Source organism: Antarctobacter jejuensis (genome assembly GCF_052266595.1).
Lineage (GTDB): Bacteria > Pseudomonadota > Alphaproteobacteria > Rhodobacterales > Rhodobacteraceae > Antarctobacter > Antarctobacter jejuensis.
Map to the genome: position 1 here is coordinate 279,398 of NZ_JBQQXJ010000002.1, position 25,318 is coordinate 304,715.

General features: G+C 64.0%; 17 protein-coding genes. 13 read left to right on the top strand and 4 right to left on the bottom strand.

Annotated features, from left to right (window positions below; translation table 11 throughout):
* Positions 1-10: 10 nt before the first annotated feature.
* Positions 11-1,828 carry a translational GTPase TypA gene (typA, locus tag ACTXGA_RS04005; RefSeq protein WP_443391841.1) on the bottom strand — a complete coding sequence of 606 codons (1,818 nt, stop codon included), beginning with the start codon at positions 1,826-1,828 and terminating at the stop codon, positions 11-13.
* 312 nt (positions 1,829-2,140) lie between these two features.
* Between typA and ACTXGA_RS04010 the strand changes: the two genes are divergently transcribed.
* Positions 2,141-2,731, top strand: coding sequence for an outer membrane protein (locus ACTXGA_RS04010; protein ID WP_443391842.1), 591 nt, complete (start codon positions 2,141-2,143; stop codon positions 2,729-2,731).
* A gap of 176 nt (positions 2,732-2,907) precedes the next feature.
* Here the strand turns inward: ACTXGA_RS04010 and ACTXGA_RS04015 are convergent, their stop codons facing one another.
* Entirely contained in the window at positions 2,908-3,237 is a 330-nt protein-coding gene (locus ACTXGA_RS04015) for an SMR family transporter (protein WP_443391843.1), read from the bottom strand.
* 120 nt (positions 3,238-3,357) lie between these two features.
* On the bottom strand, positions 3,358-4,896 hold the full coding sequence (locus ACTXGA_RS04020) for a trimethylamine methyltransferase family protein (protein WP_443391844.1): 1,539 nt from the start codon (positions 4,894-4,896) through the stop codon (positions 3,358-3,360).
* Positions 4,897-5,198: 302 nt separating this feature from the next.
* Here ACTXGA_RS04020 and ACTXGA_RS04025 point away from each other — a divergent pair, with 302 nt between their 5' ends.
* From ACTXGA_RS04025 to ACTXGA_RS04045, 5 genes are all read left to right on the top strand, one after another.
* Positions 5,199-5,768, top strand: a complete 570-nt coding sequence (locus ACTXGA_RS04025; RefSeq protein ID WP_443391845.1) for a hypothetical protein — start codon at positions 5,199-5,201, stop codon at positions 5,766-5,768.
* Positions 5,769-5,820: 52 nt separating this feature from the next.
* Positions 5,821-7,566 carry a methyl-accepting chemotaxis protein gene (locus tag ACTXGA_RS04030; protein WP_443391846.1) on the top strand — a complete coding sequence of 582 codons (1,746 nt, stop codon included), beginning with the start codon at positions 5,821-5,823 and terminating at the stop codon, positions 7,564-7,566.
* A 261-nt stretch (positions 7,567-7,827) separates the two neighbouring features.
* Positions 7,828-11,229, top strand: coding sequence for a transglutaminase family protein (locus ACTXGA_RS04035; protein ID WP_443391847.1), 3,402 nt, complete (start codon positions 7,828-7,830; stop codon positions 11,227-11,229).
* A gap of 6 nt (positions 11,230-11,235) precedes the next feature.
* Positions 11,236-13,635 carry a circularly permuted type 2 ATP-grasp protein gene (locus tag ACTXGA_RS04040; protein ID WP_443391848.1) on the top strand — a complete coding sequence of 800 codons (2,400 nt, stop codon included), beginning with the start codon at positions 11,236-11,238 and terminating at the stop codon, positions 13,633-13,635.
* A gap of 3 nt (positions 13,636-13,638) precedes the next feature.
* Complete coding sequence (locus tag ACTXGA_RS04045) at positions 13,639-14,541, top strand: transglutaminase family protein (protein ID WP_443391849.1); 903 nt, start codon at positions 13,639-13,641, stop codon at positions 14,539-14,541.
* 18 nt (positions 14,542-14,559) lie between these two features.
* Here the strand turns inward: ACTXGA_RS04045 and ACTXGA_RS04050 are convergent, their stop codons facing one another.
* Positions 14,560-16,698 (bottom strand): M10 family metallopeptidase C-terminal domain-containing protein, encoded by a 2,139-nt coding sequence (locus ACTXGA_RS04050; RefSeq protein WP_443391850.1) that lies wholly within the window; start codon positions 16,696-16,698, stop codon positions 14,560-14,562.
* 506 nt (positions 16,699-17,204) lie between these two features.
* Between ACTXGA_RS04050 and ACTXGA_RS04055 the strand changes: the two genes are divergently transcribed.
* From ACTXGA_RS04055 to ACTXGA_RS04085, 7 genes are all read left to right on the top strand, one after another.
* Positions 17,205-18,287, top strand: a complete 1,083-nt coding sequence (locus ACTXGA_RS04055) for an MHYT domain-containing protein (RefSeq protein WP_443391851.1) — start codon at positions 17,205-17,207, stop codon at positions 18,285-18,287.
* 221 nt (positions 18,288-18,508) lie between these two features.
* Positions 18,509-19,342: an FAD binding domain-containing protein gene (locus tag ACTXGA_RS04060; RefSeq protein ID WP_443391852.1), complete on the top strand. Its 834-nt coding sequence runs from the start codon at positions 18,509-18,511 to the stop codon at positions 19,340-19,342.
* Positions 19,343-19,354: 12 nt separating this feature from the next.
* Positions 19,355-19,849 (top strand): (2Fe-2S)-binding protein, encoded by a 495-nt coding sequence (locus ACTXGA_RS04065; protein WP_443391853.1) that lies wholly within the window; start codon positions 19,355-19,357, stop codon positions 19,847-19,849.
* The gene (locus ACTXGA_RS04070) at positions 19,846-22,263 is read left to right on the top strand and encodes an aerobic carbon-monoxide dehydrogenase large subunit (RefSeq protein ID WP_443391854.1); all 2,418 of its coding nucleotides are present in this window, start codon (positions 19,846-19,848) and stop codon (positions 22,261-22,263) included. Before ACTXGA_RS04065 ends, ACTXGA_RS04070 begins: the two co-directional genes overlap by 4 nt.
* Before the next feature lie 99 nt (positions 22,264-22,362).
* Positions 22,363-23,217, top strand: a complete 855-nt coding sequence (locus ACTXGA_RS04075) for an AAA family ATPase (RefSeq protein WP_443391855.1) — start codon at positions 22,363-22,365, stop codon at positions 23,215-23,217.
* Positions 23,217-24,407, top strand: a complete 1,191-nt coding sequence (locus ACTXGA_RS04080) for a vWA domain-containing protein (protein ID WP_443391856.1) — start codon at positions 23,217-23,219, stop codon at positions 24,405-24,407. The genes ACTXGA_RS04075 and ACTXGA_RS04080 overlap by 1 nt, the downstream gene beginning before the upstream one ends.
* 8 nt (positions 24,408-24,415) lie before the next feature.
* On the top strand, positions 24,416-25,198 hold the full coding sequence (locus tag ACTXGA_RS04085) for an XdhC family protein (protein ID WP_443391857.1): 783 nt from the start codon (positions 24,416-24,418) through the stop codon (positions 25,196-25,198).
* Positions 25,199-25,318: the final 120 nt, after the last annotated feature.

The following is a 25,318-nucleotide window of genomic DNA, read 5'->3' on the forward strand; positions in this document are numbered from 1 at the left end:
GGCTATTGCGTCAGGCGGAACGCGCCATGCGCTTGCGCTCATGCGGGTCAAGGTACCGCTTGCGCAGTCGAATGGCGTTCGGAGTGACTTCGACCAGTTCATCGTCGTTAATATAGGCGATTGCCTCTTCCAGCGACAGGGTGATTGGCGTGGTCAGTCGAACGGCCTCGTCGGTGCCGCTGGCACGGACGTTGGTCAGCTTCTTGCCTTTCAGCGGGTTCACCTCAAGGTCATTCTCACGGCTGTGTTCGCCGATGATCATGCCCTGATAGACCTTGGCCTGCGCGCCGATCATCATCTTGCCGCGCTCTTCAAGGTTCCACAGCGCATAAGCCACGGCCTCGCCGTCTTCCATGGAGATCAGAACACCCGCGCGACGGCCCGGGATCGGGCCCTTGTGCTGGGTCCAGCCGTGGAACACGCGGTTCAGAACACCTGTGCCACGGGTGTCGGTGAGGAATTCGCCGTGATAGCCGATCAGCCCGCGCGAAGGCACATGCGCGATGATGCGTGTCTTGCCCGCGCCGGCCGGTTTCATCTCGACCAACTCGCCCTTGCGCACGCCGGTCAGCTTTTCGATGACGGCGCCGGTGTATTCATCATCAACGTCGATGGTGGCCTCTTCGACCGGTTCCATCGTCTTGCCGTCCTCTTCGCGCATGATGACCTGCGGACGAGAGATCGACAGTTCGAACCCTTCGCGGCGCATGTTCTCGATCAGTACGCCCATCTGCAATTCGCCACGGCCCGAAACCTCGAAGGCCTCGCCGCCGGGGGTGTCCTTGATGCGGATGGCGACGTTGGTTTCCGCCTCCTTGTGGAGACGGTCACGGATTACGCGGCTCTGGACCTTCTTGCCGTCACGACCGGCCAGCGGGCTGTCGTTGATGCCAAAGGTCACTGTGATGGTGGGCGGGTCGATGGGTTGGGCTTCCAGCGGCTCATCGACGGCCAAGGCGCAGATCGTGTCGGCCACGGTCGTCTTGGTCATACCGGCGATGCTGACGATGTCACCTGCCTCTGCCTCTTCGATGTCCTGCAAATGAAGCCCGCGGAACGCCTGAATCTTGGTGACGCGGAACTGTTCGATCTTCTGGCCAACCCGGCTGATGGATTGCACGGTCTGACCAACCTTGCAGCGCCCCGATTCCACGCGGCCTGTCAACATGCGCCCCACGAATGGGTCGGAACCCAGCGTGACCGCCAGCATGCGGAAATCGTCACCGCGCTTCTTGACCTGCTTGGGCTCGGGCACGTGGTTGACGATCAGGTTGAACAGCGCATCAAGGTTCTTACGCGGTCCGTCCAGATCCGCATCGCACCAGCCGGAGCGGCCCGAGGCGTAGAGATGCGGGAAGTCCAGTTGATCCTCATCGGCGTCCAGCGCCGAGAACAGGTCGAACACTTCGTCCAGCGCGCGATCCGGTTCGGCATCGGGTTTGTCGACCTTGTTCAGCACCACGATTGGGCGCAGGCCCAAGGCCAGCGCCTTGGAGGTCACGAACTTGGTCTGGGGCATCGGCCCTTCGGCGGCATCCACCAACAGGACAACACCGTCCACCATCGACAGGATCCGCTCCACCTCGGCGCCAAAGTCGGCGTGGCCGGGGGTATCGACGATGTTGATCCGGGTGCCCTTCCATTCGACGCTTGTCGCCTTGGCAAGGATGGTGATCCCGCGTTCGCGTTCGAGATCGTTCGAATCCATCGCCCGTTCGGCAACGGCCTGATTGGCGCGGAAAGCGCCCGATTGCTTGAGCAGTTCGTCCACGAGCGTGGTCTTGCCGTGGTCGACGTGTGCAATGATCGCGACGTTGCGCAATTCCATGAGAGGTGTCCTTTGTCCGGAGTTGGCGCGGGACTAGCCGGGTGCGGCACAAAATGCCAGAGCCAATGTGCCGCAAGCCGCCTGTTGCAAGGCAGGCACGGCTCACGGTTGCGCGATAGGCCGATGGAACCGGCGGATCATGGCGCAGCGGGCAGGGGGTCTGCGCGCCTTTTGGCCGGTGCCGCGATGGGGGCAAAACGATCACGGAACAGTTGATCGGTGGGGACGTTGAAGTGGCATCTCGGGTCGTTAAATGCGGCTCAGACGCGACGCAAAGAAAACAGTCGCGGAATACGGAAATAGGAGAATGACATGAAATCGAGCATCTTCACGCTTGTCGCCGTCACCGGTCTTGCAGCAACCCCGGCATTGGCCGGCAGCCTTGACTACACGCCCGCCGATCCGGCCCCGGTCGCGCCGGTTGTTCCGGCCGCAGCGCCCGCGCCGGTCGGCAGCGACTGGACCGGTCCCTACGTCGGTCTGAGCTTTGGCAACCTGAACACCCAGACGGGCAACACCTCGAACAACGGTGGCGTCTACGGGGTCTACGGTGGTTATGACCATGACTTCGGCAATGTCGTTGTCGGCGGCGAACTCGATTTCCAGGCTGGCGCTGACTACAAGATCGGCGGCGTCGACGTGGACAACATTTCGCGCCTGAAGGGCCGTGTCGGTTATGACGCCGGTCGCACGCTGGTCTACGGCACCGCCGGTGTCGCGCGGATCGACAGCTCGTTGGGCGATGCAACCGGCCCGGTCGGCGGTGTCGGCATGGAATACAAGGTCAATGAGACCTTCACCGTTGGTGGTGAGGCGCTGGCGCACAAGTTCGAGGACATCGGTGGGTCCGGTGTGGACGTCGACGGCCAGACCTATTCGCTGCGGGCGACCTTCCGCTTCTGATCGACGGATCATGTGCTTGTAAACGGCACGCATCCCCCCGGAGAAATCCGGGGGGATTTTTTGTGCGGGGGGAGGCTGTGGCAAGGGGTGTCCACGCGTGGACAGCTTAGGGGGAATGCAGGATCAAGGGGTTACAGGCGCGTTTTTACCGTCTCTTAACACAACACCCGCCGCGTCTAATGCGGCGAGGTCTTGGAAAACAGGTGAATGATCAGGATGCCCCCAAGGATCATCGCCATGCCCAGCACCGCTGGCAGGTCCAGTCGCTGACCGAAAACCATCAGGCCGATCACCGCGATCAACACGATGCCCAGCCCGGACCAGATGGCATAGGCGATGCCCACGGGAAAATACTTCAGCGCGACGCCCAGCAGGTAAAACGCCGTGCCATAGGCAAGGATCACGATCACCGTCGGGACGATCCGGCTGAACTGCTGGCTGGCCTGCAGCGCCGTGGTGCCAATGGTCTCGGCCAGCACGGCCAGTGCGAGGATCAGGTAAGGCATGGGAACCTCCGGTGTCTGCCGCCACTGGGGTAGAGGGTCGGGGCGCAGTCCGCAAGCGGCGGACCGCGCCATTTTCAAATCCGGCCTACGACCGGGACATTAGCACCCGGCGAAGGGGCCTTACCGTGGGAGATGGACCGCAAAGCGCGCCCGCAAAGAGGCGTCCAGCATTGGATCAAACCGGGCAGCCCCGGGCGCGCCGAGGATCTGCAGCTTGCGGGCGCGGGCCTTTTCGATGAGGTCGGGCTTGTCCTTCTCTTCCCATTCGCGGGGCGAGGACCGATCACCGAAATCGGGGTAGACGTGATCGCTTTGCATGCGGCCAAGGGTTTCGTCCTGTCCCAGATAGTGGCCGGGGCCTTTGGTGCAGACCTCACGGATCTGTTCCAGGGCCAGCGTGGTATCGTCCACCTCGATCCCGCGCACGCAGCGCAGCGCCTGCCCGATCAGGTCATTCCCGAGGATCAGGCTTTCGTGACAGAAGCCGAGAAGCGAGGCGTGCATCCCGGCGGCCTCATAGATCATGTTCGCGCCTGACAGCCCGGCCATGACGTTGGAGCACATCTGTTCCCATCCGGCCTGCATATCCGGCAGTTTCGAATCCGAGGCGCCCCCGGCGGTGCCGCCGGGCAAGCCATAAAAGGCGTGCATCTGCGCGCAACCGGCGCTGAGCAGCGCCTGTTCGCCCGATCCCACGGACATCGCCCCGGTGCGCAGGTCCAGACCGAAGGGCCATGTCCCGAAGATGGCCGGATGGCCGGGCGCGATGGCGTTGACGTAGACCATGCCGGCAAGGCATTCCGCCACGGCCTGCACGATGGCCCCGGCCACGGTCGAAGGTGCGGTTGCCCCCGCCATGCAGGCGCTCAGCAAGAGGACCGGCATGCCTGCGCGGATGCAGGCCTCCATCGTTTCGCAGCTTTCGGTGGCGAATTTCATCGGCGGCACGACGAAGCAGTTCGAATTGGAGACAAATGGCCGTTCCCGCCACTTGTCCTCGCCACCGGCGATCATGTGCAGCATTTCCATGCAGTCCGCCACATGGGACGGATCGGAAAAGGACGTGCCGATGTGTTTGGTCGTGCCGGAACAGCAGGCGTAGATGGTGTTCAGATCCATCTCTTTGTTGTCGGTGATGTCACGCGCCACCATGGGACGCTGCAGGAAATGCAGGTTGTCCAGAACATGGGCGATGCGGGCGGCGTCATGCAGGTCCTGCAGGGTGCTTTCGCGATAGCTGCGGCCGTCCGGTTCGACCATGTGCACAGCGGCGCCCGCCGTGCCGTAATGGACGCGCTGGCCGGACAGATCGAGGTCAAAGCGCGGGTCACGTCCATGCAGGGTGATCTGGCGCGCGGCCTTGGTCAGCATGTCTTCGACCAGGGCACGGGGAAAGCGTAACCGCCCGTCATCGCCCAGAATTGCGCCTGCGGCGGTCATCACTTCGACGCCCGAGGCGGGGGCGTCGGCAAGGCCGATCTGTTCCAGCGCGTCCAGCGCGGTCTGATGGATACGCTGCACCTGAGCGTCCGTCAGCGGGCGGTAGGTGCCGCCGGACATGCCGGGGCGGACGGGGCGGATATCTTCGGCAAGAGAGGCGGCGCGCGCGGCGACCCGGGCTGCGCGTCCACCGCTGCGACGGGAAAGGGGGGCGGTCATTTTCGGGGGAACTCCATGAGGAAAACGGGTGAGTCAGCGACGGAACGACCCTGCCGCGGGACGGCCCCGCGCCGCGCGCCCCCGGCGCGCCCCGATCACCCGCAGGATCCGTTCATGTGTCACGTGTTCGCGTCTCATGGCAGAGAGCGTTCCCCACCCGCGTCATTCTGTCTGTGCCGTTTCCGACGCCATGTCGCTTTCGAACCGTGCCGAAAAGTAATGTCAATTTTACAGGGTGTTAAGCTGGCGTAAATTCGGTTTGCCTAAGTTTCCGGCACTCGAACCCCAACCGGAGACCTCTCATGAACCGTGTTTTCCTGCTGGCCGCGGCCTTTGCCGCCGCCGCCCCGATGGTGCAGGCCGTAGAGCCCAACGAAGCAATGCAGGCCTATGTCGACAGTGCCATCATGGCCTGGGCCCATGACGCCGCCATCGTCGAGGCGATCCGGGCGCAGAACACCATGACATCCGGCTATGACGCCGCGCGGATCGACGAGATGGACCTGAAGTGGCGGGCCGAGGTGGGCAGCGCGTCGGATCTGGTGGATGGCGTGCTGATGAACGCCGCGGCGGATTTCCTGCGCGGACAGGTCGATGCCAGCGGCGGCCAGATCACCGAAGTCTTCATCATGGATGCGCAGGGCCTGAACGTCGCCGCCTCCGGCGCGACCTCGGACTACTGGCAGGGCGATGAGGCGAAGTTCCAGGAAACCTATCCCAAGGGCGCGGGGGCGGTGCATTTCGGCGAGATCGAATTCGACGAGTCCAGCCAGACCTATCAGGCGCAGATTTCCGTGACCATCACCGATCCCGCCAGCGGCGATCCGATCGGGGCCATGACGGTCGGTATCGACGCTGAATCGCTGATGTGACCGTGTGACCTCCGACTTTGGCAGATTCCATCGGGCAAGGAACAAGAAAACAATGACTGGTAAGAGCGGTGAAAAGCGGACAGGCGCCGGCCTGAGGTCGGTCTTTGTCCGATGTGCGGGGATCATGGCGGTCACCACGATCGCGGTGGCCGGCATCCTGTCGTTTCAATCGGCCCAGCTGATCAAGGGGCTGGCGGTCAAGAGCGTGCAGGAACAGGCGGAGAAATCCGTATCGCTCTCTGCGGATGCGCTGTTCAAACCGATCCGTTTCAAGGCCCTGCCGAAGATCGAGGAAGAGATGCAGGCGGCCCTTGCGGCGGCCGGTGCCAATGGCCGCGCGATGGTGATCCTGGATGGCGATGGGGCGGTGATGGCGCAATCCGGCGACAACGCGGGATTGGTGACCGGGATCACGGCGCTGGCAGGCGCGGCCTTGGGGGACGCCACGCAGAAGATCGGCGGGGACGGGCTGTTGGTGGCATCGCCGGTGCGGGCGGGCCCCGACGGTGACGCGATCGGCGCGGTGGCGATGGCGTGGAACGCGGATGCCGCCCTTGCCGCCGTGGCTGCGGACAAGATGCGGATCCTGATTTCCGCGGCGGTGGTCTTTGCGGTGATGATGGTCCTGACGGCCTTGGCCCTGCGGCGCTCCCTGGGGCGTCCCTTGACGCAGGTCACCGACGCGGTGAACCGTATTTCGCAGGGGGATTATGACACCGGCCTGGGCATGGAGGGGCGGCGGGATGAGTTCGGCCTGATCGGGCGGCACATGGAAACCATGCTGGAGGCGCTGCGCGACGCCCGGGCCGCCGAAGAAGAGCGGACCCGCAACCTGGAGGAGCAGGCCGCGATGGTGCAGGACCTCGGCGGCGCCCTGGACCGGCTGGCCGAAGGGGTGCTGAACCGCGAGATCGAAAACGAGTTCCCGCCGGAATACGTGGCGCTGCGGGTCAACTACAACCGTGCCCTTGGCAAACTGCGGGCGGTGATCGACGAGGTGACACTGGCGTCGAGCAGCCTTGTGGACAATGCCAACCAGATCGCGGCGGCCTCGGACGACCTCTCCAAACGGACCGAGACACAGGCGGCGACGCTGGAGCAATCGGCCGCGGCGCTGGAGGAATTGCTGGGCAGTGTCAGTTCGGCGGCGGAGAACGCGCAGCGCGCGGATGAGCAGGTGCGCGTCACCCGCGAAATCGCCGAACGCAACGGCGCGGTGATGAAATCCGCGATCGAGGCGATGGGCGCGATCGAGAAGAGTTCCGAGCAGATCGGCGAGATCACAAATGTCATCGACGACATCGCCTTTCAGACCAACCTTCTGGCGCTGAACGCGGGCGTCGAGGCCGCGCGGGCGGGCGAAAGCGGCAAGGGTTTTGCCGTGGTCGCCACAGAGGTGCGCGGTCTGGCCCAGCGCAGCGCCGCCGCCGCCCAGCAGATCAAGGACCTGATCACCGGCGCGGGAGAGCAGGTGCATTCCGGCGTCCGCCTTGTCGAAGAGGCGGGCAGCGCGCTGGACGAGGTGCTGGTAAAGGTGGCCGACGTGTCGGAAATGGTGACCAATATCGCCGGCAGCGCGGGCGAACAGGCACGCGGGCTGCAGGAGATCAACGTGGGGGTGTCCAACCTCGACCGGGTGACCCAGCAGAATGCCGCCATGGTCGAAGAAGCGACCGCCTCCGCGCATATGATGCGAAACGATGCGCGCTCTTTGTCGGCGACCGTTGGCCGCTTTACGACGGGCCGCAGCGATGGCGCGGCGGGGGATGGACGGGATCGGACCGGCAAGGCCGCCTGAAACCATGCGCTGATGCATCTCACACCGGGCGAGCGCAGGCTTGCCCGGTTTTCTTTTCATGCTGCGTAATCCTGCGGCATTCCCGGGGCGGCGGGCCATCCGCCGCTCGACGACTGCACAATATTTCATCACCGGACGTCCCGGAGGCCCCGGTATCCCGGAACTGCCAAGGGGAATTGCCCCCATCCGGCAGCGCGCCTTTACATCCCTAGCCCCGAGGGTTTCTGTAACCCAAAGGCAAACGCGACGAATGGGATAATCATGGCGATCACCGCAAGCATCCGGCACCTGACGCACTACAAATACGACCGGCCGGTCTCCCTCTCGCCCCAGATCATCCGGCTGAGGCCCGCGCCGCACAGCCGGACCCGGGTGATCAGCCACTCGCTGAAGGTCAGCCCGGGCGGGCATTTCGTAAATCATCAGCAGGACATCTACGGCAACTGGTTGGCGCGGTTCGTCTTTCCCGAACCGGTGCGCGAACTGAGGATCGAGGTCGATCTGGTGGCCGACATGACGGTCTACAATCCGTTCGATTTCTTTGTCGACGAGGTGGCCCGGTCGTACCCCTTCAAATACCCCGAAGAAATCGCCGATGACCTTGTGGTGTACCGCAAGACCGTGCCGCTGACCCCCTTGCTGAAGAAATGGGTCGAGAGCGCACCGAAAAAGGCCGAGGTCACCGTCGACATGCTGGTCGATCTGAACCGGCAGCTGCAAGAAGAGACAGAATACCTGATCCGCATGGAGCCGGGTGTTCAGGACCCCGAGGAGACGCTGAAAAAGAAGTCAGGCTCTTGCCGGGACAGCAGCTGGCTGCTTGTGAACATCCTGCGCCATCTTGGTTTTGCCGCGCGTTTCGTATCCGGCTACCTGATCCAGCTGAAACCGGATTTGGAGGCGCTGGACGGCCCGTCCGGCACGGATCACGATTTCACCGACCTGCACGCATGGTGCGAGGTCTACCTGCCCGGCGCGGGCTGGATCGGGCTGGACCCGACCAGTGGCCTGCTGACAGGGGAAAGCCACATCCCGCTGGCCGCCACGCCGCATTATTCGAATGCTGCCCCGATTGTCGGGGGCTTTGCCGGTCATAAGGACACCAAGACCGATTTCGAATTCGAGATGGAGGTGCACCGGGTCGCCGAACACCCGCGCATCACCAAACCCTTCTCGGAAGAGGCCTGGGAGGCGCTGGATACGCTGGGCAAGAAGGTCGACGCGGAAATTGCCGAGCAGGACATGCGCCTGACCATGGGCGGCGAGCCGACATTCGTTTCGATCGACGATTTCGAAAGCGAGGAATGGAACACCGCCGCTGTCGGCCCGCAGAAACGCGCGCTGGCCGATGACCTGATCCGGCGGCTGCGTGACCGTTTCGCGCCCGGTGGTTTCCTGCATTACGGGCAGGGCAAATGGTATCCCGGAGAGACGCTGCCGCGCTGGACCTATTCGCTGTACTGGCGCCGCGACGGCAAGCCGATCTGGAAGAACCAGGATCTGATCGCCCGCGAAGCCTCCAAATCCGCGACGTCCAAGGATGCCGAAAAATTCATGGTCGGCTTTGCCAAGGCGCTGGAGATCGGCACCGAATACGTGCAGGCGGCCTTTGAGGATCCGGCGGTCTGGATCCTGAAGGAAGCGGAACTGCCGGACAACGTCACCCCGGAGGATTCGCGTCTGAAAGATCCGGAAGCGCGGGCGCGGATCGCGCGTGTGTTTGAACGTGGTCTGGACACGGCGGCGGGGTTTGTGTTGCCGATCCAGCGCTGGCAATCGCGTGCCGTTGGCCGCGGCTGGCGGTCGGAACGCTGGCGCACGCGCCGCGGCAACCTGTACCTGATCCCCGGCGACAGCCCGGTGGGGTTCCGCCTGCCGCTGGGCACGCTGCCCTATATCAGCCAGGTCGCCTATCCCTATACATACCCGGCGGATCCGACGATCCCGGTCGAAGACCTGCCGGATTACAACGCGTTGGATGAAAAGCGCCGCGCCGTATACGAGGAACTGCGCCGCATCGCGCAGGAAGAGCGTGACACGCTGCCCGATGTGACCCCCGGACGGGAACAACCCGTGGCCAAATTGCGCCGGGATGAGCCGTCCGAGGCGCTGCGCGAACAGGCCGTCACGCCTGAAGGGGGCGAAGTGCGGACCGCTATCGCCATCGAGCCGCGCGACGGCAAGCTATGCCTGTTCATGCCGCCGGTGGAGACGCTGGAGGATTACCTCGAACTGATCGCGACGGCAGAGCAGACCGCCGAGGCGCTGGACCTGCCGCTGCACATCGAGGGCTACACGCCGCCCCGGGATTCGCGCCTGAACGAGATCAAGGTCGCCCCGGACCCGGGTGTGATCGAGGTGAACGTGCATCCCGCCCATAGCTGGCAGGATTGTGTCGACATCACCACCGGCGTCTACGAAGAGGCCCGGCAAAGCCGCCTTGGCGCCGACAAGTTCATGATCGACGGCAAACATACCGGGACCGGTGGCGGCAATCACGTTGTGGTCGGCGGGGCGACGCCGCTGGATTCGCCTTTCCTGCGGCGGCCGGACCTGCTGCGTTCGCTGATCGTCTACATGCAGCGGCATCCCTCGCTGTCCTACCTGTTCTCTGGCCTGTTCATCGGCCCGACCAGTCAGGCGCCCCGGCTGGACGAAGCGCGGCATGACACGCTCTATGAGCTTGAAATCGCCATGTCGCAGATCCCCGATCCGGATGAGGGCGCAGCACCGCCGCCGTGGCTGGTGGACCGGCTGTTGCGCAACATCATGATCGACGTGACCGGCAACACGCACCGGGCCGAGATCTGCATCGACAAGCTCTATTCACCGGACGGGCCGACCGGGCGTCTGGGTCTGGTCGAATTCCGCGGCTTTGAGATGCCGCCGGATTCGCGGATGAGCCTTGCGCAGCAGGTGCTGCTGCGTGCGCTGCTGGTGCGGCTTTGGAAGAGCCCGGTCAAGGGCAAGCCGGTGCGTTGGGGCACGACCCTGCATGACCGGTTCATGCTGCCCGAATTCGTCTGGGCGGACTTCCTCGACGTGCTGCGCGATCTCAAGGACCACGGGTTCGACATTGACCCGGAATGGTATGAGGCGCAGCGCGAATTCCGGTTCCCCTTTGCGGGTGAGGTCACTTACGAAGGCGTCAACCTTGAAGTGCGGCAGGCGTTGGAGCCCTGGCATGTCATGGGCGAACGCGGGGCCATCGGCGGCACCGTGCGCTACACCGACAGCTCGGTCGAGCGGATGCAGGTGCAACTGACCGCGGCGGATCCGTCGCGCTATATCGTGTGCTGCAACCAGCGGCCCGTGCCGCTGCATGACACGGGCACCAGCGGCCGGCGCGTGGGCGGTGTGCGGTTCAAGGCCTGGCAACCGGCAGAGGCATTGCACCCGGTGCTGCCGGTCAATGCGCCGCTGATCTTTGACGTGTTCGACACATGGTCTGGCCGGTCCATCGGCGGGTGCACCTATCATGTGGCGCACCCGGGCGGTCGGAGTTATGATACATTCCCGGTCAACACGAATGAGGCGGACGCCCGCAGGCTTGCACGGTTCGAGAAATGGGGACACACGCCCGGCACCTACTGGCCGACGCCTGAAAGCCCGCATCCCGAATTCCCGATGACGCTGGACCTGCGGCGGGCGCCCTGGATCTAAAAAAATATGGCTGAAACCAGCCCTGCCGCCAATGCGCGGTCCAAGCCTCTGGAGTCTTATCAGCCACACGAAGGTGTGGCTGATGAGCTTTTGCGGCCTGACGGCAGCCTGCGGCCGGTCTGGCAACCGCTGATCGATCATCTGGCGGCGCGCAGTCCGGCGCAGATCGCGCAGGATTTCGCGCGCGGCGATCTCTACCTGCAGGATGCGGGGGTCTATTACCGCCATTACACCGGCGACGACTCCACCGTGCGGGACTGGCCGCTCAGCCACATTCCGGTGCTGATCGCCGAATCCGAGTGGAAGGATCTGGCCGAGGGCATCACCCAGCGGGCGGAACTGATGGAAATGGTCATGGCCGACCTTTACGGCCCGGCCGACCTTGTGAAACGCGGGCTGTTGCCGCCGCAGTTGATCGCCCGCAACAAGGAATGGTTGCGGCCCATCGTCGGGACCAAGCCGCGGTCGGGCAATTTCCTGCATGTTCTGGCCTTTGAAATCGGCCGATCGCCTGATGGCAGCTGGCTGGTGCTGGGGGACCGGGCGCAGGCGCCCTCGGGGTCCGGGTTCGCGCTGGAAAACCGGATGGCGACCCTGCGGGTGTTCAACGATCTGTATCCCGATGCCAATGTTCACCGGCTGGCGGGGTTCTTTCGCACTTTCCGGGACCGGCTGACCCAGTTGCGCGGGCCGGAACGCGGGCAGGTTGCGATCCTGACGCCGGGCCAGAACACCGATACCTATTTCGAACATGCCTATATCGCGCGTTACCTTGGCTTTCTGCTGTTGGAGTCCGAGGATCTGGTGGCGGTCGATGGCAAGCTGATGGTGCGGACCATCAGCGGGCTGGAGCCGGTCAGCGTGCTGTGGCGCAGGCTGGATTCGCGCTTTGCCGATCCGCTGGAACTGGATGAAAGCTCTGCCATCGGGACGCCGGGCATGGTCAGCACGCTGCGGTCTGGCGCGGTGACGATGCTGAACTGTCTAGGCTCTGGCGTGCTGGAGGCGCGGGCGTTGATGGCCTTTCTGCCGCGCATATCTGAGGCACTGCTGAGCGAGCCGCTGAAGCTGCCGAATATCGCGACGTGGTGGTGCGGACATGAGGCCGAGCGCGCCTATGTGGCCGAAAACCTCGAACGCATGATGATTGGTCCCGCGCTGTCGACCGACCTGCCGTTTGACATCGACAGCAACACGGCGCTTGGCGGGCGGTTCCGCGACAATGCCAAGGCCCCGGTGCGGGAGTGGCTGGAAAAGAGCGGCGGCTCTCTGGTCGGGCAGGAGGCGGTGACGCTGTCCACGACGCCCGCGATGATCGACGGACAACTGAAACCGCGCCCGATGGTGGTGCGTGTCTTTGCGGTGCGCACAAGCGAAGGCTGGACCGTGATGCCGGGCGGCTATGCGCGCATCGGGCCGAGCAACGATCCGACCGCACTGGCGATGCAGAACGGCGGATCGGTGGCGGATGTCTGGGTGGTGTCCGACGAGGAGGTCGAAAGCGACACCCTCAGCGGTCAGGCCGAAGGGCCGTTCATCCGGCGCATGCCGGGGCGGCTGCCATCCCGCGCGGCGGACAACCTGTTCTGGCTTGGCCGTTACGTGGAACGGGCGGATTTCGTCGCGCGCTGTCTGCGGGCTTATCACCTGCGGCTGGAGGATCACGGCGTCACGCCGGTGCCGGTCTTTGGCAAACTGCGCGGCTTTATCGAAGGGCGCGGATATTCCCTGAACGAACCGATGCCGGAACGGTTCCTGCAACTGATGGACCGCGCGCGCGGATGTGCGTCGAAGGTGCGGGACAGGTTTTCGGACGATGGTTGGTACGCGCTGGATGAATTGGACAGGGCGGCGCGCGATCTGTCCAACGGGCTGCAGCCGGGGGATCAGACCGGGCGGGCGCTGAGCGCGCTTTTGCGCAGGCTGGCCGGGTTTGCCGGTCTGGTTAATGACAACATGTTCCGCTTTTCCGGTTGGCGGTTCATGACGATGGGACGGGCGCTGGAACGCGGGGTGCAGATTTCCGATCTGCTGGCGGAGTTCGCGGCCCGGGGCGCGCCGCCGGGCAGTTTCGATGCGGCGCTGGAAATCGGTGACAGCGTGATGACCCATCGCCGTCGCTATTCGGTGCAGACCAATCGCAACACCGTGGTGGACCTGCTGGCGCTCGACCCGGAAAACCCGCGTTCGGTGATCTATCAGGCAGGGGTTCTGCGCGCACAGCAGGCAGAGCTGCCGCGGCGCAGCCGGTCCACGCAGCTGTCACAGGTCGAACGCCAGATCCTGAACATGCACACGGAATTGTCGGTGGGGACGCCGGAACATTTCGACAGTGCAAAGCTGGCCATGATCGGCGACGATCTGCAGGCGATTTCGGATTCTATACAGGCCGAGTACATGGGATGAGCGATGCTCTATGACGTGACGCTTGCGGTTCGCTATGCCTACGACCAGCCCGCCGGGGCGGCGCGGATGTACCTGCGCATGATGCCGGGCGGCAGTGACCGGCAGCGGCTGATTTCTGGCTTGCTGGAGGCAGAGCCCGCACCGGATTACAGGCGTGACCGGGTGGATTTCTTTGGCAACGCGCTGACGGAGATCGCCTATAACGCGCCGCTGTCGTCGGTGATGTTCCGCTTTACCGGGCGGGTGCAGCGCCGCGACCTGCCAAAGGAACTGGATCTGTCCTGTCAGCTTGGGGATATGCCGCGCGAATTGTCCGAGGTGCCCTCTGTCGCGCCGGAGTCGCCGCATCATTTCCTGGGAAACTCCGAACGGGTGCAGCCGGTGCCGCCAATCACCGCCTTTGCGCGCGGCGTGACCAAGTTCAACCAGCCGGTGCTGAGCGCGGTCGAGACGATTTCGGCGGCATTGCACAAGGAGATCACCTTTGACTCGACCGCCACCGATGTGACGACCGACCCGGCCGAGGCCTTTGCCCAGCGGCGTGGTGTCTGTCAGGACATCAGCCATATCATGATCGCGGCGCTGCGGGGGATCGGTGTGCCTGCGGGCTATGTGTCGGGCTTTCTGCGCACCGAACCGCCGGAAGGTGAGGAACGGCTGGCCGGGGCCGATGCGATGCACGCCTGGGTGCGGGCCTGGTGCGGGCAGGAGGTGGGCTGGATCGAGATCGATCCCACCAACGACATGCGTGTGGGGGCCGATCACATCAGCGTCGCTGTTGGACGCGATTATGCGGATGTGGCGCCGGTCAAGGGATCGCTGCGCAGTTCCGGCTTTCACAGCACTGATCACAGCGTGGATGTGATCCCGGTCGACGAAGGCTGGAGCCGCCCGCAGGAGGGCTGAGCGGGCGGCGTCCGGGGGTCAGTAGGTCATCACGCTCTGGCTGCCATCATCCCAGACGGTGATGCGTTCGATCAGATTGCCCAGATCGTCAAAGGTCTCTGTCGCGTGGTCCCATGCGTAGGCATCGGCAACATCGCTGAGCACGGCGCTGGACCGAAAACCATCGACATAGTCGGTTTCGTACAGGCGACCATCGTCATAGGTGGTGGTCAGGCTGTCCAGGTTGCCCGTGTTGTCCCACGTGCGGTTGATCGAGGTCCAGACAAAGGCATCCGCGCCGTCCACGATCGTGCTGTCGACTACCTTGCTGCCGCTGTAGAGGTTTGTCACCTCGCGGCCGTCATCATAGATGGTGACGCGCTGTGTCCGTGCGCCTGACGAAGCGTAGCTGTCCGTGTAGCTGCTCCAGGACGCCGTGTTGCCAGTGTCGGACATACTGATGGAGGAGCGGACACCGTTGGTATAGGCGATTTCCTGAACGCGGCCATCGTCGTAGGTGTTGGTCTGCAGGGTCAGGGTGCCGCTCTGGTCATAGCCGCGATGAATCGTGTGCCAGGAATAGTCATCGGCCCCGTCGGTCACGAGGGACCCGCTGCGCTGCCCGTTGGCATAGTAGGTTTCGACCACCTTGCCGGTGTCCCAGGTCGTCTCGTTCGCGGTTTTGGCGCCCTCGAGATCGTAGCTGTCGGTGTAACATTCCCAGCCATAGATATCGGCGGCGTCCATCATCGTGGCGGCGGTGCGCAGCCCATCGGTGAACTCGATTTCCAGCACGCGGCCATCGTCATAGGTGTTTGTCTGCGTCTCCCATTTGCCCGCCACAAAGGTGCGGGCGATGCTGGACCAGTCGTAGGAATCCGAGGTGTCCATCTGCAACAGGCGAGAGGTCAGCGCGCTGCCGTTGGCGGAGACACGCAGCGTGGTGGTGGCCGCATCGCTTTCGAAGATGCCGGTATACCCGCCGGAAAAGCTGAGGGTTTCGATCCCGGTCAGATGGTCGGTGCCCTGATCGGCGCCCGTGGACAGGTCCGTGTCGCTGATCGACAGCATGTAGCCGTCCCAGCCCAGATCATAGCCGTCGGGCGTGCCTTCGATCAGCAGGGTGTCGTTCCCCGCGCCGCCGTCGATGGTGTCGTCCCCGGCGCCGCCCGTGATCGTATCCACGCCGGCGCCGGTTTGGATATCGTTGTTGGCGGCATTGCCGGTCACGGCGTCGTCACCCGATCCGGTGATCGCATTCTCGATCACCGCGCCGCGCGCGATCCCGAAATTTCCGATCTCGCCGTTCAGGTCCGACCATGCCTCGGCATTGAGGTCCAGCCGTTGATCGAAATTGCGGGTGCCGAGGTCGACCAGATCAACGCCCGTGCTGTCAAAAATGGTCACCGCCCAGTCGGTGGACAGGTCCATGCCCAGTTGGGTCAGGTTGGTGTTGTCGCCATAGGTGGTGTTGCCGGTGTTCACATTGGTCGGCGTGCCATAGAGGTTCTGAATGGCGAGAATGTCCGCCATCGAGGCCGTGGCGAGGTAGTTGTAGCTGGCATCCACATTGTCGTTTTCCCATTGCGAGAAATACGACATGACCGACATCTGCCAGCTGTCGTTGGCGTAATGCGCCTGGGTATCGAAATCGGCGCTGCCGTTGTAGTCGCCCCCGTGGCCCAGACCCAGCGCATGGCCGATTTCGTGGATGAAGGTCTGTGTGTAGTAGTCGCCGTATTCCTGCCAGCTGGTGTGGACGTTGACGTGGCTGGACGCGATCTGGTTCCAGCCGACGTAGATCGACGACCATGCGTAGGCGCCCGATTCCTCATCATCGAAAGAGATGTCGGCGGTCCCGGAGGTGGTCTGGAACTGCAGCCCGGAAACGGCGGTCCATGCCGCCAGCGCGGTCATCGCGGCGGCCTGTCCGGTGGCATCCAGCCCGTCGATATTGACCGTCAGCGTGCCGCCGGCGTCCACACTGAATGCCCGCCATTCGGCGCCCTTGGATTCCCAGTAGCCGTGGGACAGCTGAGTGGCGACCTGGTCCAGGGTGTAGGTGGGCTTGGCCGAACCCGCCGCGCTGGAAGGGGCTTCGTCCGTGGTGGTCGAACTCAGACCGTGGGCGTCGTATTCGGTGATCGTCGGATCAAGGCTCTGGCAGAGAAAGCACATTGGATCGGTCTCCGGTGGTCTCAGCCGTGGTTGCGGCTAAGGGGCGGCCGCGCAGGGGCGGCTGGGGATGGCGTCAGGGGGGCATTGCCAACCGGACATGCCCGGGCGGCAGAGCGGCTGCCGATATCACGGCAGTCCGCATCCCGCGGTGGGGTCCGGTGGTGCGAATGCATGGCATCGAAATGCCGGGGGCAGCGGTTCGTCATGTCCCGTCCTGAAGCAGCGTGGCGAGCAGTGGACCAATTGGCAGAGGTCCTTGAAATGATGCTTGGTCGGCGATCTTGAGCGCCTGTGGGCCGGAAAAAGGTCAAAACGCGTCATTGGTTCTGCGTAAGAAACCATTAAGCTTTGTTAACAAGGAATGTTTCTGGAACCCGGTAAAGCGGGGTGCGGTGTTTGCCCCAAGTTTATCATAAATTGCGTGGTTTCGCGCCTGTGGGTCGAGTCGGCGGCTTGCACGGATCAAGGGCGTTGACTACCACTTGGCGCATCGGGAGATCTGCGGCGTGCTGGACTACTCACATCATCCGGTTCTTGTGGCGGCCTCTCTGGCAGTTGCCCTCATGGCCGGGTTCAGCGGTCTTTCCCTGACGCGCGGGGCCTCGGCCCTTGGGCTTGGGCGGCGCAAGGTTGTGGTGGCCATCGCCTCTGTCGCGCTTGGCGGCGGGATCTGGTCGATGCATTTCGTTGCCATGCTGGGCCTGCAGCTGCCGATCCTGTTCTATTACGACGCGCTGGTGACGCTGATTTCGGCCCTGATCGCGATTCTGATGGTGGGGCTTGCGCTGTTGATCCTGCACTTTAAGCAGCGCACGCGCATCACCATGACACTGGCGGGTGCGATCATCGGTCTGGGCATCGTGGCGATGCATTACGTGGGGATGAGCGGCATGGAGTTGTGCCGGCCGGTCTATAGCGCCTTCGGCGTCGCGGTGGCGCTGATCGCTGCGATCGTCCTGTCGGTGGCGGCGGTCTGGGTGGCCTATGATGAACGCACGCGCGGCAACATCCTGTACGGGACGCTGTTCTTTGGCTTGTCGGTCTTTGCCGTGCATTTCATCGCCATGGCGGGGACGGGGTTCCTTGCGCTGGACAGCGGCGCTGCGGCGGGGCCCGCGCTGTCGAACCAGACACTGGCCATTGGCGTCACCCTCAGTTCCTTTGTGATCTGCGGCGCGTTCCTGCTGACCGGGATCACCTTTTTCGGGCCAGCGGCAGAGGCGCAGCCGGAACCGGATGTGATCAGTGCCACGGGGCGCATTCCCGTGCCCTATGAAAAGGAAGGCCGCAAGCAGTTCGCGGAGTCGACGCAGATTGCGGCGGTCGGGGCAGAGGGGCATTACACGGTGCTTTTTCTGAACAGTGAAAAACTGTTCTGTCCGTGGTCGATTTCCGAGGCGGCAAAGCGGCTGGAACCTGTGGGATTTGTGCGGACGCACCGCAGCTATCTGATCAATCCGGGCTTCGTGACCGAATTCCGGCGCACCAAGGACAACGGCCTGCTGTTCTTCGAAGGGGTCGAGGCGCTGGCCAAGGTTCCGGTCAGCCGCTCACGCCTGTCGGCGGTGCGCGAGGTTCTGGGTATCTGAAAAGGCCCCGGTCCGGACAGACTCGACCCCGAGTGAGATATTGACGGTATCGGACCAGGTCCCAAACGGGGTGCGCGCATTTCGAGCGGTTCGCATCTCGTGCAGGCATGTCGCATTTCGTGCGGTGATGCCTGTTTTTCGTCCCTCTGTCATTGGTTGCGCGCCCCTTCGCGTCCCACCATCCACCCAGCGGCGGAAGACCGCAGGGAGGAATTAAAGACATGATACCGGCTGGTTTTGATTACCACAGGCCGGGCGACCTTGCTTCGGCATTGGCGCTCTTGCAGACCCACGGAGAAATGGCGCGCGTTGTCGCGGGAGGGCACAGCCTGATCCCGATGATGAAGCTGCGCCTGACCGACCTGAGCCATCTGGTCGATCTACAGGACATTGCCGACCTGAAAGGCATCTCTGTCGATGGTACGGCGGCGCGGATCGGCGCGATGGTGACGCAGGCTGAGTTGATCGCGCATGAGGGACTGACACAGCACCTCCCGATCCTGCGGGAAACCGCGCTGCAGATCGCCGATCCGCAGGTGCGCAGTCTGGGCACGCTGGGCGGCAATGTCGCCAATGGCGACCCGGGCAACGATATGCCTGCGGTCATGATGTGCCTTGGCGCGACCTATGATCTTGTCGGGCCAGAGGGCACACGCACGCTGGAGGCGCGGGCGTTCTACGAGGGCGCCTATGACACGGCACGCGCAGAGGATGAGATCCTGACGCGGATCAACATCCCCATGCCCGTGGCGGGCAGCGGTCAGGCCTATGTGAAACAAAAGCGCAAGATCGGCGATTACGCCACCGCTGCGGCGGCGGTAATTATCGGGCAGGGAACGGCATCGGTTGCCTTGACCAATCTGGCGGATACGCCGGTCTGGTCGGCAGAGGCGGGCGCGGCTTTGGCGGGGGGGGACACCGAGGGGACCGTCGCGGCCGCGCTCGCTGCCATTGATCCGCAGAAGGACATGAAAGGTCCGGTGGAGTTCAAGAAACACGTGGCGGGCGTCGTTCTGCGCCGGGCCATCGCCAGCGCCCAGTCGCGCCGGGCCTGAGGGAGAGGGACCATGAGCAAGATGCACGTCAAGATGCAGGTGAACGGGGAAGAGGTGGAAGCGCTGGCCGAACCGCGCACCCTGCTGATCCATTTCCTGCGGGAAAACCTGAAGATCACCGGCCCGCATGTGGGCTGCGAGACCTCGCACTGCGGGGCCTGCACGGTGGATATGAACGGCAAGTCGGTCAAGGCCTGCACCGTGTTCGTGGCGCAGGCCAACGGGTCGGATGTGACCACGGTCGAAGGGCTGGTGAACCCGGACGGTTCGCTGTCCGTCCTGCAGGAGATGTTTCGCGAACATCACGGGCTGCAATGCGGTTTCTGCACGCCGGGCATGATCACTCGCGCGCACCGGTTCCTGCAGGAGAACCCGACACCGAACGAGGAAGAGGTGCGCATGGGCATGGCAGGCAACCTGTGCCGCTGCACCGGCTATCAGAACATCGTCAAGGCGATCCTTGCCGCTGCTGACATGATGAACGCTCCGAAGGAGGCCGCGGAATGAAGGACGAGGTTGCAAGCCCCGAAGAGCGCTCTGCCGGGCTGAAGGGTATGGGCTGCTCGCGCAAGCGGGTGGAAGATGTGCGATTCACGCAAGGCAAGGGGAACTACGTCGACGATATCAAGATGGACGGCATGCTGTTCGGCGATTTCGTCCGGTCCCCCTATGCCCATGCGCGGATCAATTCGATCAACACCGAAGAGGCGTTGAAAGTGCCCGGCGTGCTGGCAGTGCTGACGGCGAAGGATCTGGAGCCGCTAGGCCTGCACTGGATGCCGACACTGGCGGGCGACAAGCAGATGGTGCTGGCCGACGGCAAGGTGCTGTTTCAGGGGCAGGAGGTCGCCTATGTGGTGGCGACCGACCGCTATGCCGCCGCCGATGGCGTCGAGGCGGTCGAGGTCGACTATGACGATCTGCCGGTGTTGACCGACCCCTTCGAGGCGCTGAAATCAGATGTGGTGCTGCGGGAGGATCTGGAAGGCCAGACCGAGGGCGCGCATGGCCCTCGCAAGCATCACAACCACATCTTTACATGGGAACAGGGCGACAAGGACGCCACAGAGGCGGTGCTGGCCGAGGCCGACGTGGTGGCCGAGGAGATGGTCTATTACCACCGTACGCATCCCTGTCCGCTGGAAACCTGCGGCTGTGTCGCCAGCATGGACAAGGTGACGGGCAAGCTGACGCTCTACGGCACCTTTCAGGCGCCACATGCGATCCGCACGGTCGTCAGCCTGATCTCCGGCATCGCCGAGCACAACATCCGCGTGATCTCTCCGGATATCGGTGGGGGCTTCGGCAACAAGGTCGGGGCCTATTCCGGCTACGTCTGTTCGGTGGTGGCCTCCATCGTGACCGGCAAACCGGTGAAATGGGTCGAGGACCGGATGGACAACCTGATGTCCACTGCCTTTGCCCGCGATTACTGGATGCAGGGCAAGATCGCCGCCACCAAGGAGGGCAAGATCACCGGGCTGTGGTGCCACACAACGGCTGACCACGGCGGCTTTGACGCCTGCGCGGATCCCACGAAATTCCCGGCCGGATTCATGAACATCTGCACCGGCTCTTATGACATTCCCACCGCCTATCTGGCCGTGGACGGTGTCTATACCAACAAGGCGCCGGGCGGCGTGGCCTACCGCTGTTCCTTCCGCGTGACAGAGGCCGCCTATTTCATCGAACGCATGATCGAGGTTCTGGCGATCAAGCTGAACATGGACGCGGCAGAGCTGCGGCGGATCAACTTCATCCGCAAGGACCAGTTTCCGTATCAGTCTGCGCTGGGGTGGGAATACGACAGCGGTGACTATCACACCGCCTGGGACAAGGCGCTCGCAGCGGTCGGCTATGACGATTTGCGTAAGGAACAGGCCCAACGGCTGGAGGATTTCAAGGCTGGCAAGACGCGCAAGCTGATGGGCATCGGGCTGACGCATTTCACAGAGATCGTCGGTGCGGGGCCGGTCAAGAACTGCGATATCCTTGGGCTTGGCATGTTCGACAGTTGCGAAATCCGCATCCATCCGACCGGCAGCGCCATCGCGCGGCTGGGCACGATCAGCCAGGGGCAGGGGCACGCGACCACTTTTGCCCAGATCATCGCCTCTGAAATCGGCATTCCGGCCGATGACATCACGCTGGAAGAGGGTGACACCGATACCGCGCCATATGGCCTTGGCACCTATGGGTCACGGTCCACGCCGGTTGCCGGGGCGGCCACGGCCATGGCCGCGCGCAAGATCCGCGCCAAGGCGCAGATGATCGCGGCCTACCTGTTGGAGGTGCATGACGACGACGTGGAATTCGACGTCGACCGCTTTGTGGTCAAGGGTGACGGCAGCCGATTCAAGACCATGAAGGAAATCGCCTTTGCCTCTTACAATCAGGCGATCCCGGGGCTGGAGCCCGGTCTGGAGGCGGTCAGCTACTATGATCCGCCGAACATGACCTATCCCTTTGGCGCCTATATCTGCGTGATGGATCTGGACGTGGACACCGGCGAGCACGAGATCCGGAAGTTCTATGCGCTGGACGATTGCGGCACCCGGATCAATCCGATGATCATCGACGGGCAGGTGCATGGCGGCTGTACTGAGGGTTACGCCATCGCCATGGGGCAGGAGATCGCCTACGACGAGATGGGCAACCACATGACGGCGACCCTGTCGGATTTCTTCCTGCCGACCGCCTGGGAGACGCCCACCTATCAGACCGATTTCACGGTCACGCCGTCACCGCATCATCCCATCGGCGCCAAGGGTGTCGGCGAAAGCCCGAATGTCGGCTCTGTGCCGTGTTTCTCCAACGCGGTGCACGATGCCTTTCGCCACTTTGGCCTGACGCAAAGCCACATGCCGCATGATCACTGGCGCGTGTGGAAGATCGCGCGGGATCTGGGGTTGCACGGGTAACGGGATTTCGCTGCGCTGTTGCGCGGCGATCCACCGGGGGAGGCTCTGCCTCACCCGGACCCCCTCCGAGGTATTTCAAAACCAAAGAAGATGCAGACGATGGACGTAGCGGATCTGACAGAGCGCCTTGCTGTGCGAGGCTACGTGGCGGACGGGACGCTGGCCATGGCGCTGCATCTGGCGCTGGCGCTGGGACGCCCCCTGTTGCTGGAGGGGCCCGCTGGCGTGGGCAAGACAGAGATCGCAAAGGCGCTGTCGGAGGTCCTGCAGACGCGGTTGATCCGGCTGCAATGTTACGAGGGGCTCGACGCCTCACACGCGATCTATGAGTGGAATTACCAGCGGCAATTGCTGGCGATCCGGGCTGAAGGTGCGGGCGAAGAGGCCCTGTTTTCCGAGAAGTTCCTGCTGCGCCGGCCCTTGCTGGATGCGATATCGCAGGAGGTTGCGCCGGTGCTGCTGATCGACGAGATCGACCGCGCGGATGAGGAGTTCGAGGCCTACCTTCTGGAAATCCTGTCGGATTTCCAGATCACGATTCCTGAGTTGGGCACCGTGACCGCTCAGGCGCGGCCGGTGGTGATCCTGACCGCCAATGGTACGCGCGATCTGTCGGACGCGCTGCGGCGGCGCTGTCTCTATGCCTATGTCGATTATCCCGATCTTGAAACGGAACTGGCGATCCTTGCGCGGCGTGCGCCGGATCTGGAGGCGCGACTGGCACGCCAGATCGTCGGGGTCGTGCAGGCCTTGCGCCGCGAGGATCTGGAGAAGAAACCGGGCGTAGCCGAGATGCTGGACTGGGCGGCGGCGCTGTCGGGGCTGGGGTTGAACGACCTGTCTGCGGATCCCGCCCGGGTTCAGTCCACGCTGGTCTGCCTGCTAAAGACGGCGGCAGATCGGGATGCCCTGCCGGAGGAAGTCATGGCACGGATCGTGGGCAAGGTCGCCTGATGCAGGTCACGCGTTTTCCGACCCGTGCGGCGGGTGTCGCGGACCGGGTGGCCGGGTTCGTCGGGCATTTGCGGGAAAACGGGCTGAAGCTGGGCCCGGGAGAGAGTGAGGCGGTTCTGGCCGCGCTGGCGCAGGTGCGCGCAACCGATGCGGAAGAGGCGCGGCAGGCGATGAAGGTGCTTCTGGTGCCGGACGCAGACGGCTGGCGCAGGTTCGACGATCTGTTCGACGCCTATTGGTTCAACGCGGGCCGGGTGACACGGCGCGAGGCCCCGGCGCATGTGCGGGTTCAGGCCTCGAAACCCGCGCTGTGGCAGGCGCATCTGGGAGAGAACGGCCCGGACGAGGGGGCAGACGGGCCCGCCGGAGACAGCCGCCCCGATGACGGTATGGGCGAAGCCGAAGGCACCGAAGGGCGCCTGATCGCTACGCGGGTCGACAACCTGCGCAAGCGGGATCTGCGCGAATTGATGGATGAGGATACGCTGCGCGAGGCCGAACGCGTGGCCTTGGATCTTGCCCGCGCGATACGGGACCGGCGCAGTCGGCGCAGGCGCCGGGCGATACGGGGGGCGGAAATCGATCTGCGCCGTGTGATGCGGGCCAGTCTGGCCCGGGGGGGAGAGCCGCTGGACCTGTACCGGCGCAGGCGGCCCGAGCGGCCCCTGCGGATCGTGGCGCTTTGCGATGTGAGCGGGTCGATGAGCATGGTGTCGCGGGTCTTTCTGGCCTTTCTCAAGGGGCTGATCGGGGCGGACACGCGTGCCGATGCTTACCTGTTTCACACCCGTCTGATGCGCATCACAGAGGCGCTGCGCGACCGCGATACGCTGCGTGCGGCGGGGCGGTTGAGCCTGATGGCCGAGGGGTTCGGCGGGGGCACCGATATTGGCGGCTCTCTGCGGGCTTTCAACGACGGCTATGCGGCGCGCGCGCTGAACGGGCGGACCGTGGTGATCGTGCTGAGCGATGGCTATTGCTGCGGAGACCCCGAGGTGCTGGCCGAGGCGCTGGCGCGGATCCGCAAAAAGGCGCGGCGGGTGGTCTGGCTGACGCCGCTGGCGGGCTGGCAGGATCATGCGCCCGTTGCGCGGGCGATGGCGGCGGCGCGCCCGCACATAGACGCCTTGTTGCCCGCAAATTCGATCGAGGCGCTGGCGGCGCTGGAAGCGGAATTCGAACGGTTGTGAGGGATGGGATGAGCAGCTTTGACATATTCGACTGTATCGAGGATCTGCGCCGTCAGGGGCGTCCGTTCTGTGTGGCGACGGTGATCCGGACCGCGGAGGTGACCTCGGCCAAGGCGGGGGCCAAGGCGGCCGTGACCATCGGGGGAGAGGTGCAGGGCCATCTTGGCGGGGCCTGTGTGACGCGCGCGGTGCGCGAGGCGGCGGTCGAGGCCCTGCGCGAGGGGGAGGCGCGGGTGATCCGGGTCAAGCCCTCGGCCCGGGTGGTGAACCTGACCGATGACGACGGCGCGCAAGTCTATCGCAGCGGCTGCCCCTCTGGCGGGACCGTGGACCTGCTGATCGAGCCGTTCGAGTTGCCGCCGCGATTGGTGATCCTTGGCGAGACGCCGATTGCCGAGGCCCTGGCCGGTCACGGGGCGCTGGCGGGGTATCGCGTCTTGCGCGACACGTCCGATGCTGAACTGACCGCGCGGGATTTCGTGGTGGTCGCGAGCCAGGGCGTGAAGGATGGCGATCGGTTGCTGGCGGCGCTGGAAAGTGGGGCGCGGCGGGTGTCGATGGTGGCCTCTCGGAAAAAGGCCGGGGTGCTGGCGCAGCGGCTGTTGGATCAGGGGGTGTCGCCTGACAGGGTGGCCCGGCTGAAGGCGCCGGCGGGGCTGGATATCGGGGCAGTGGATCCGCAGGAAATCGCCCTGTCGATCATGGCCGAGATCGTCGCCTGGCGGCGGGCGGACCGTGCCGTGCCGGTGGATGGCGAAGAGGTGTCCACGCGTGGACACCTTGGCGGTTGAATGAAATCAAGGGCTTCCAGAGGCGAATTCACTTTGCGTTAGGAAGTTGCCCCTTCATGCGGACACTTTTCACAACCGCTGAACATGCTCTACTGTCGAGGCAGTAACGCTGAAAACGGG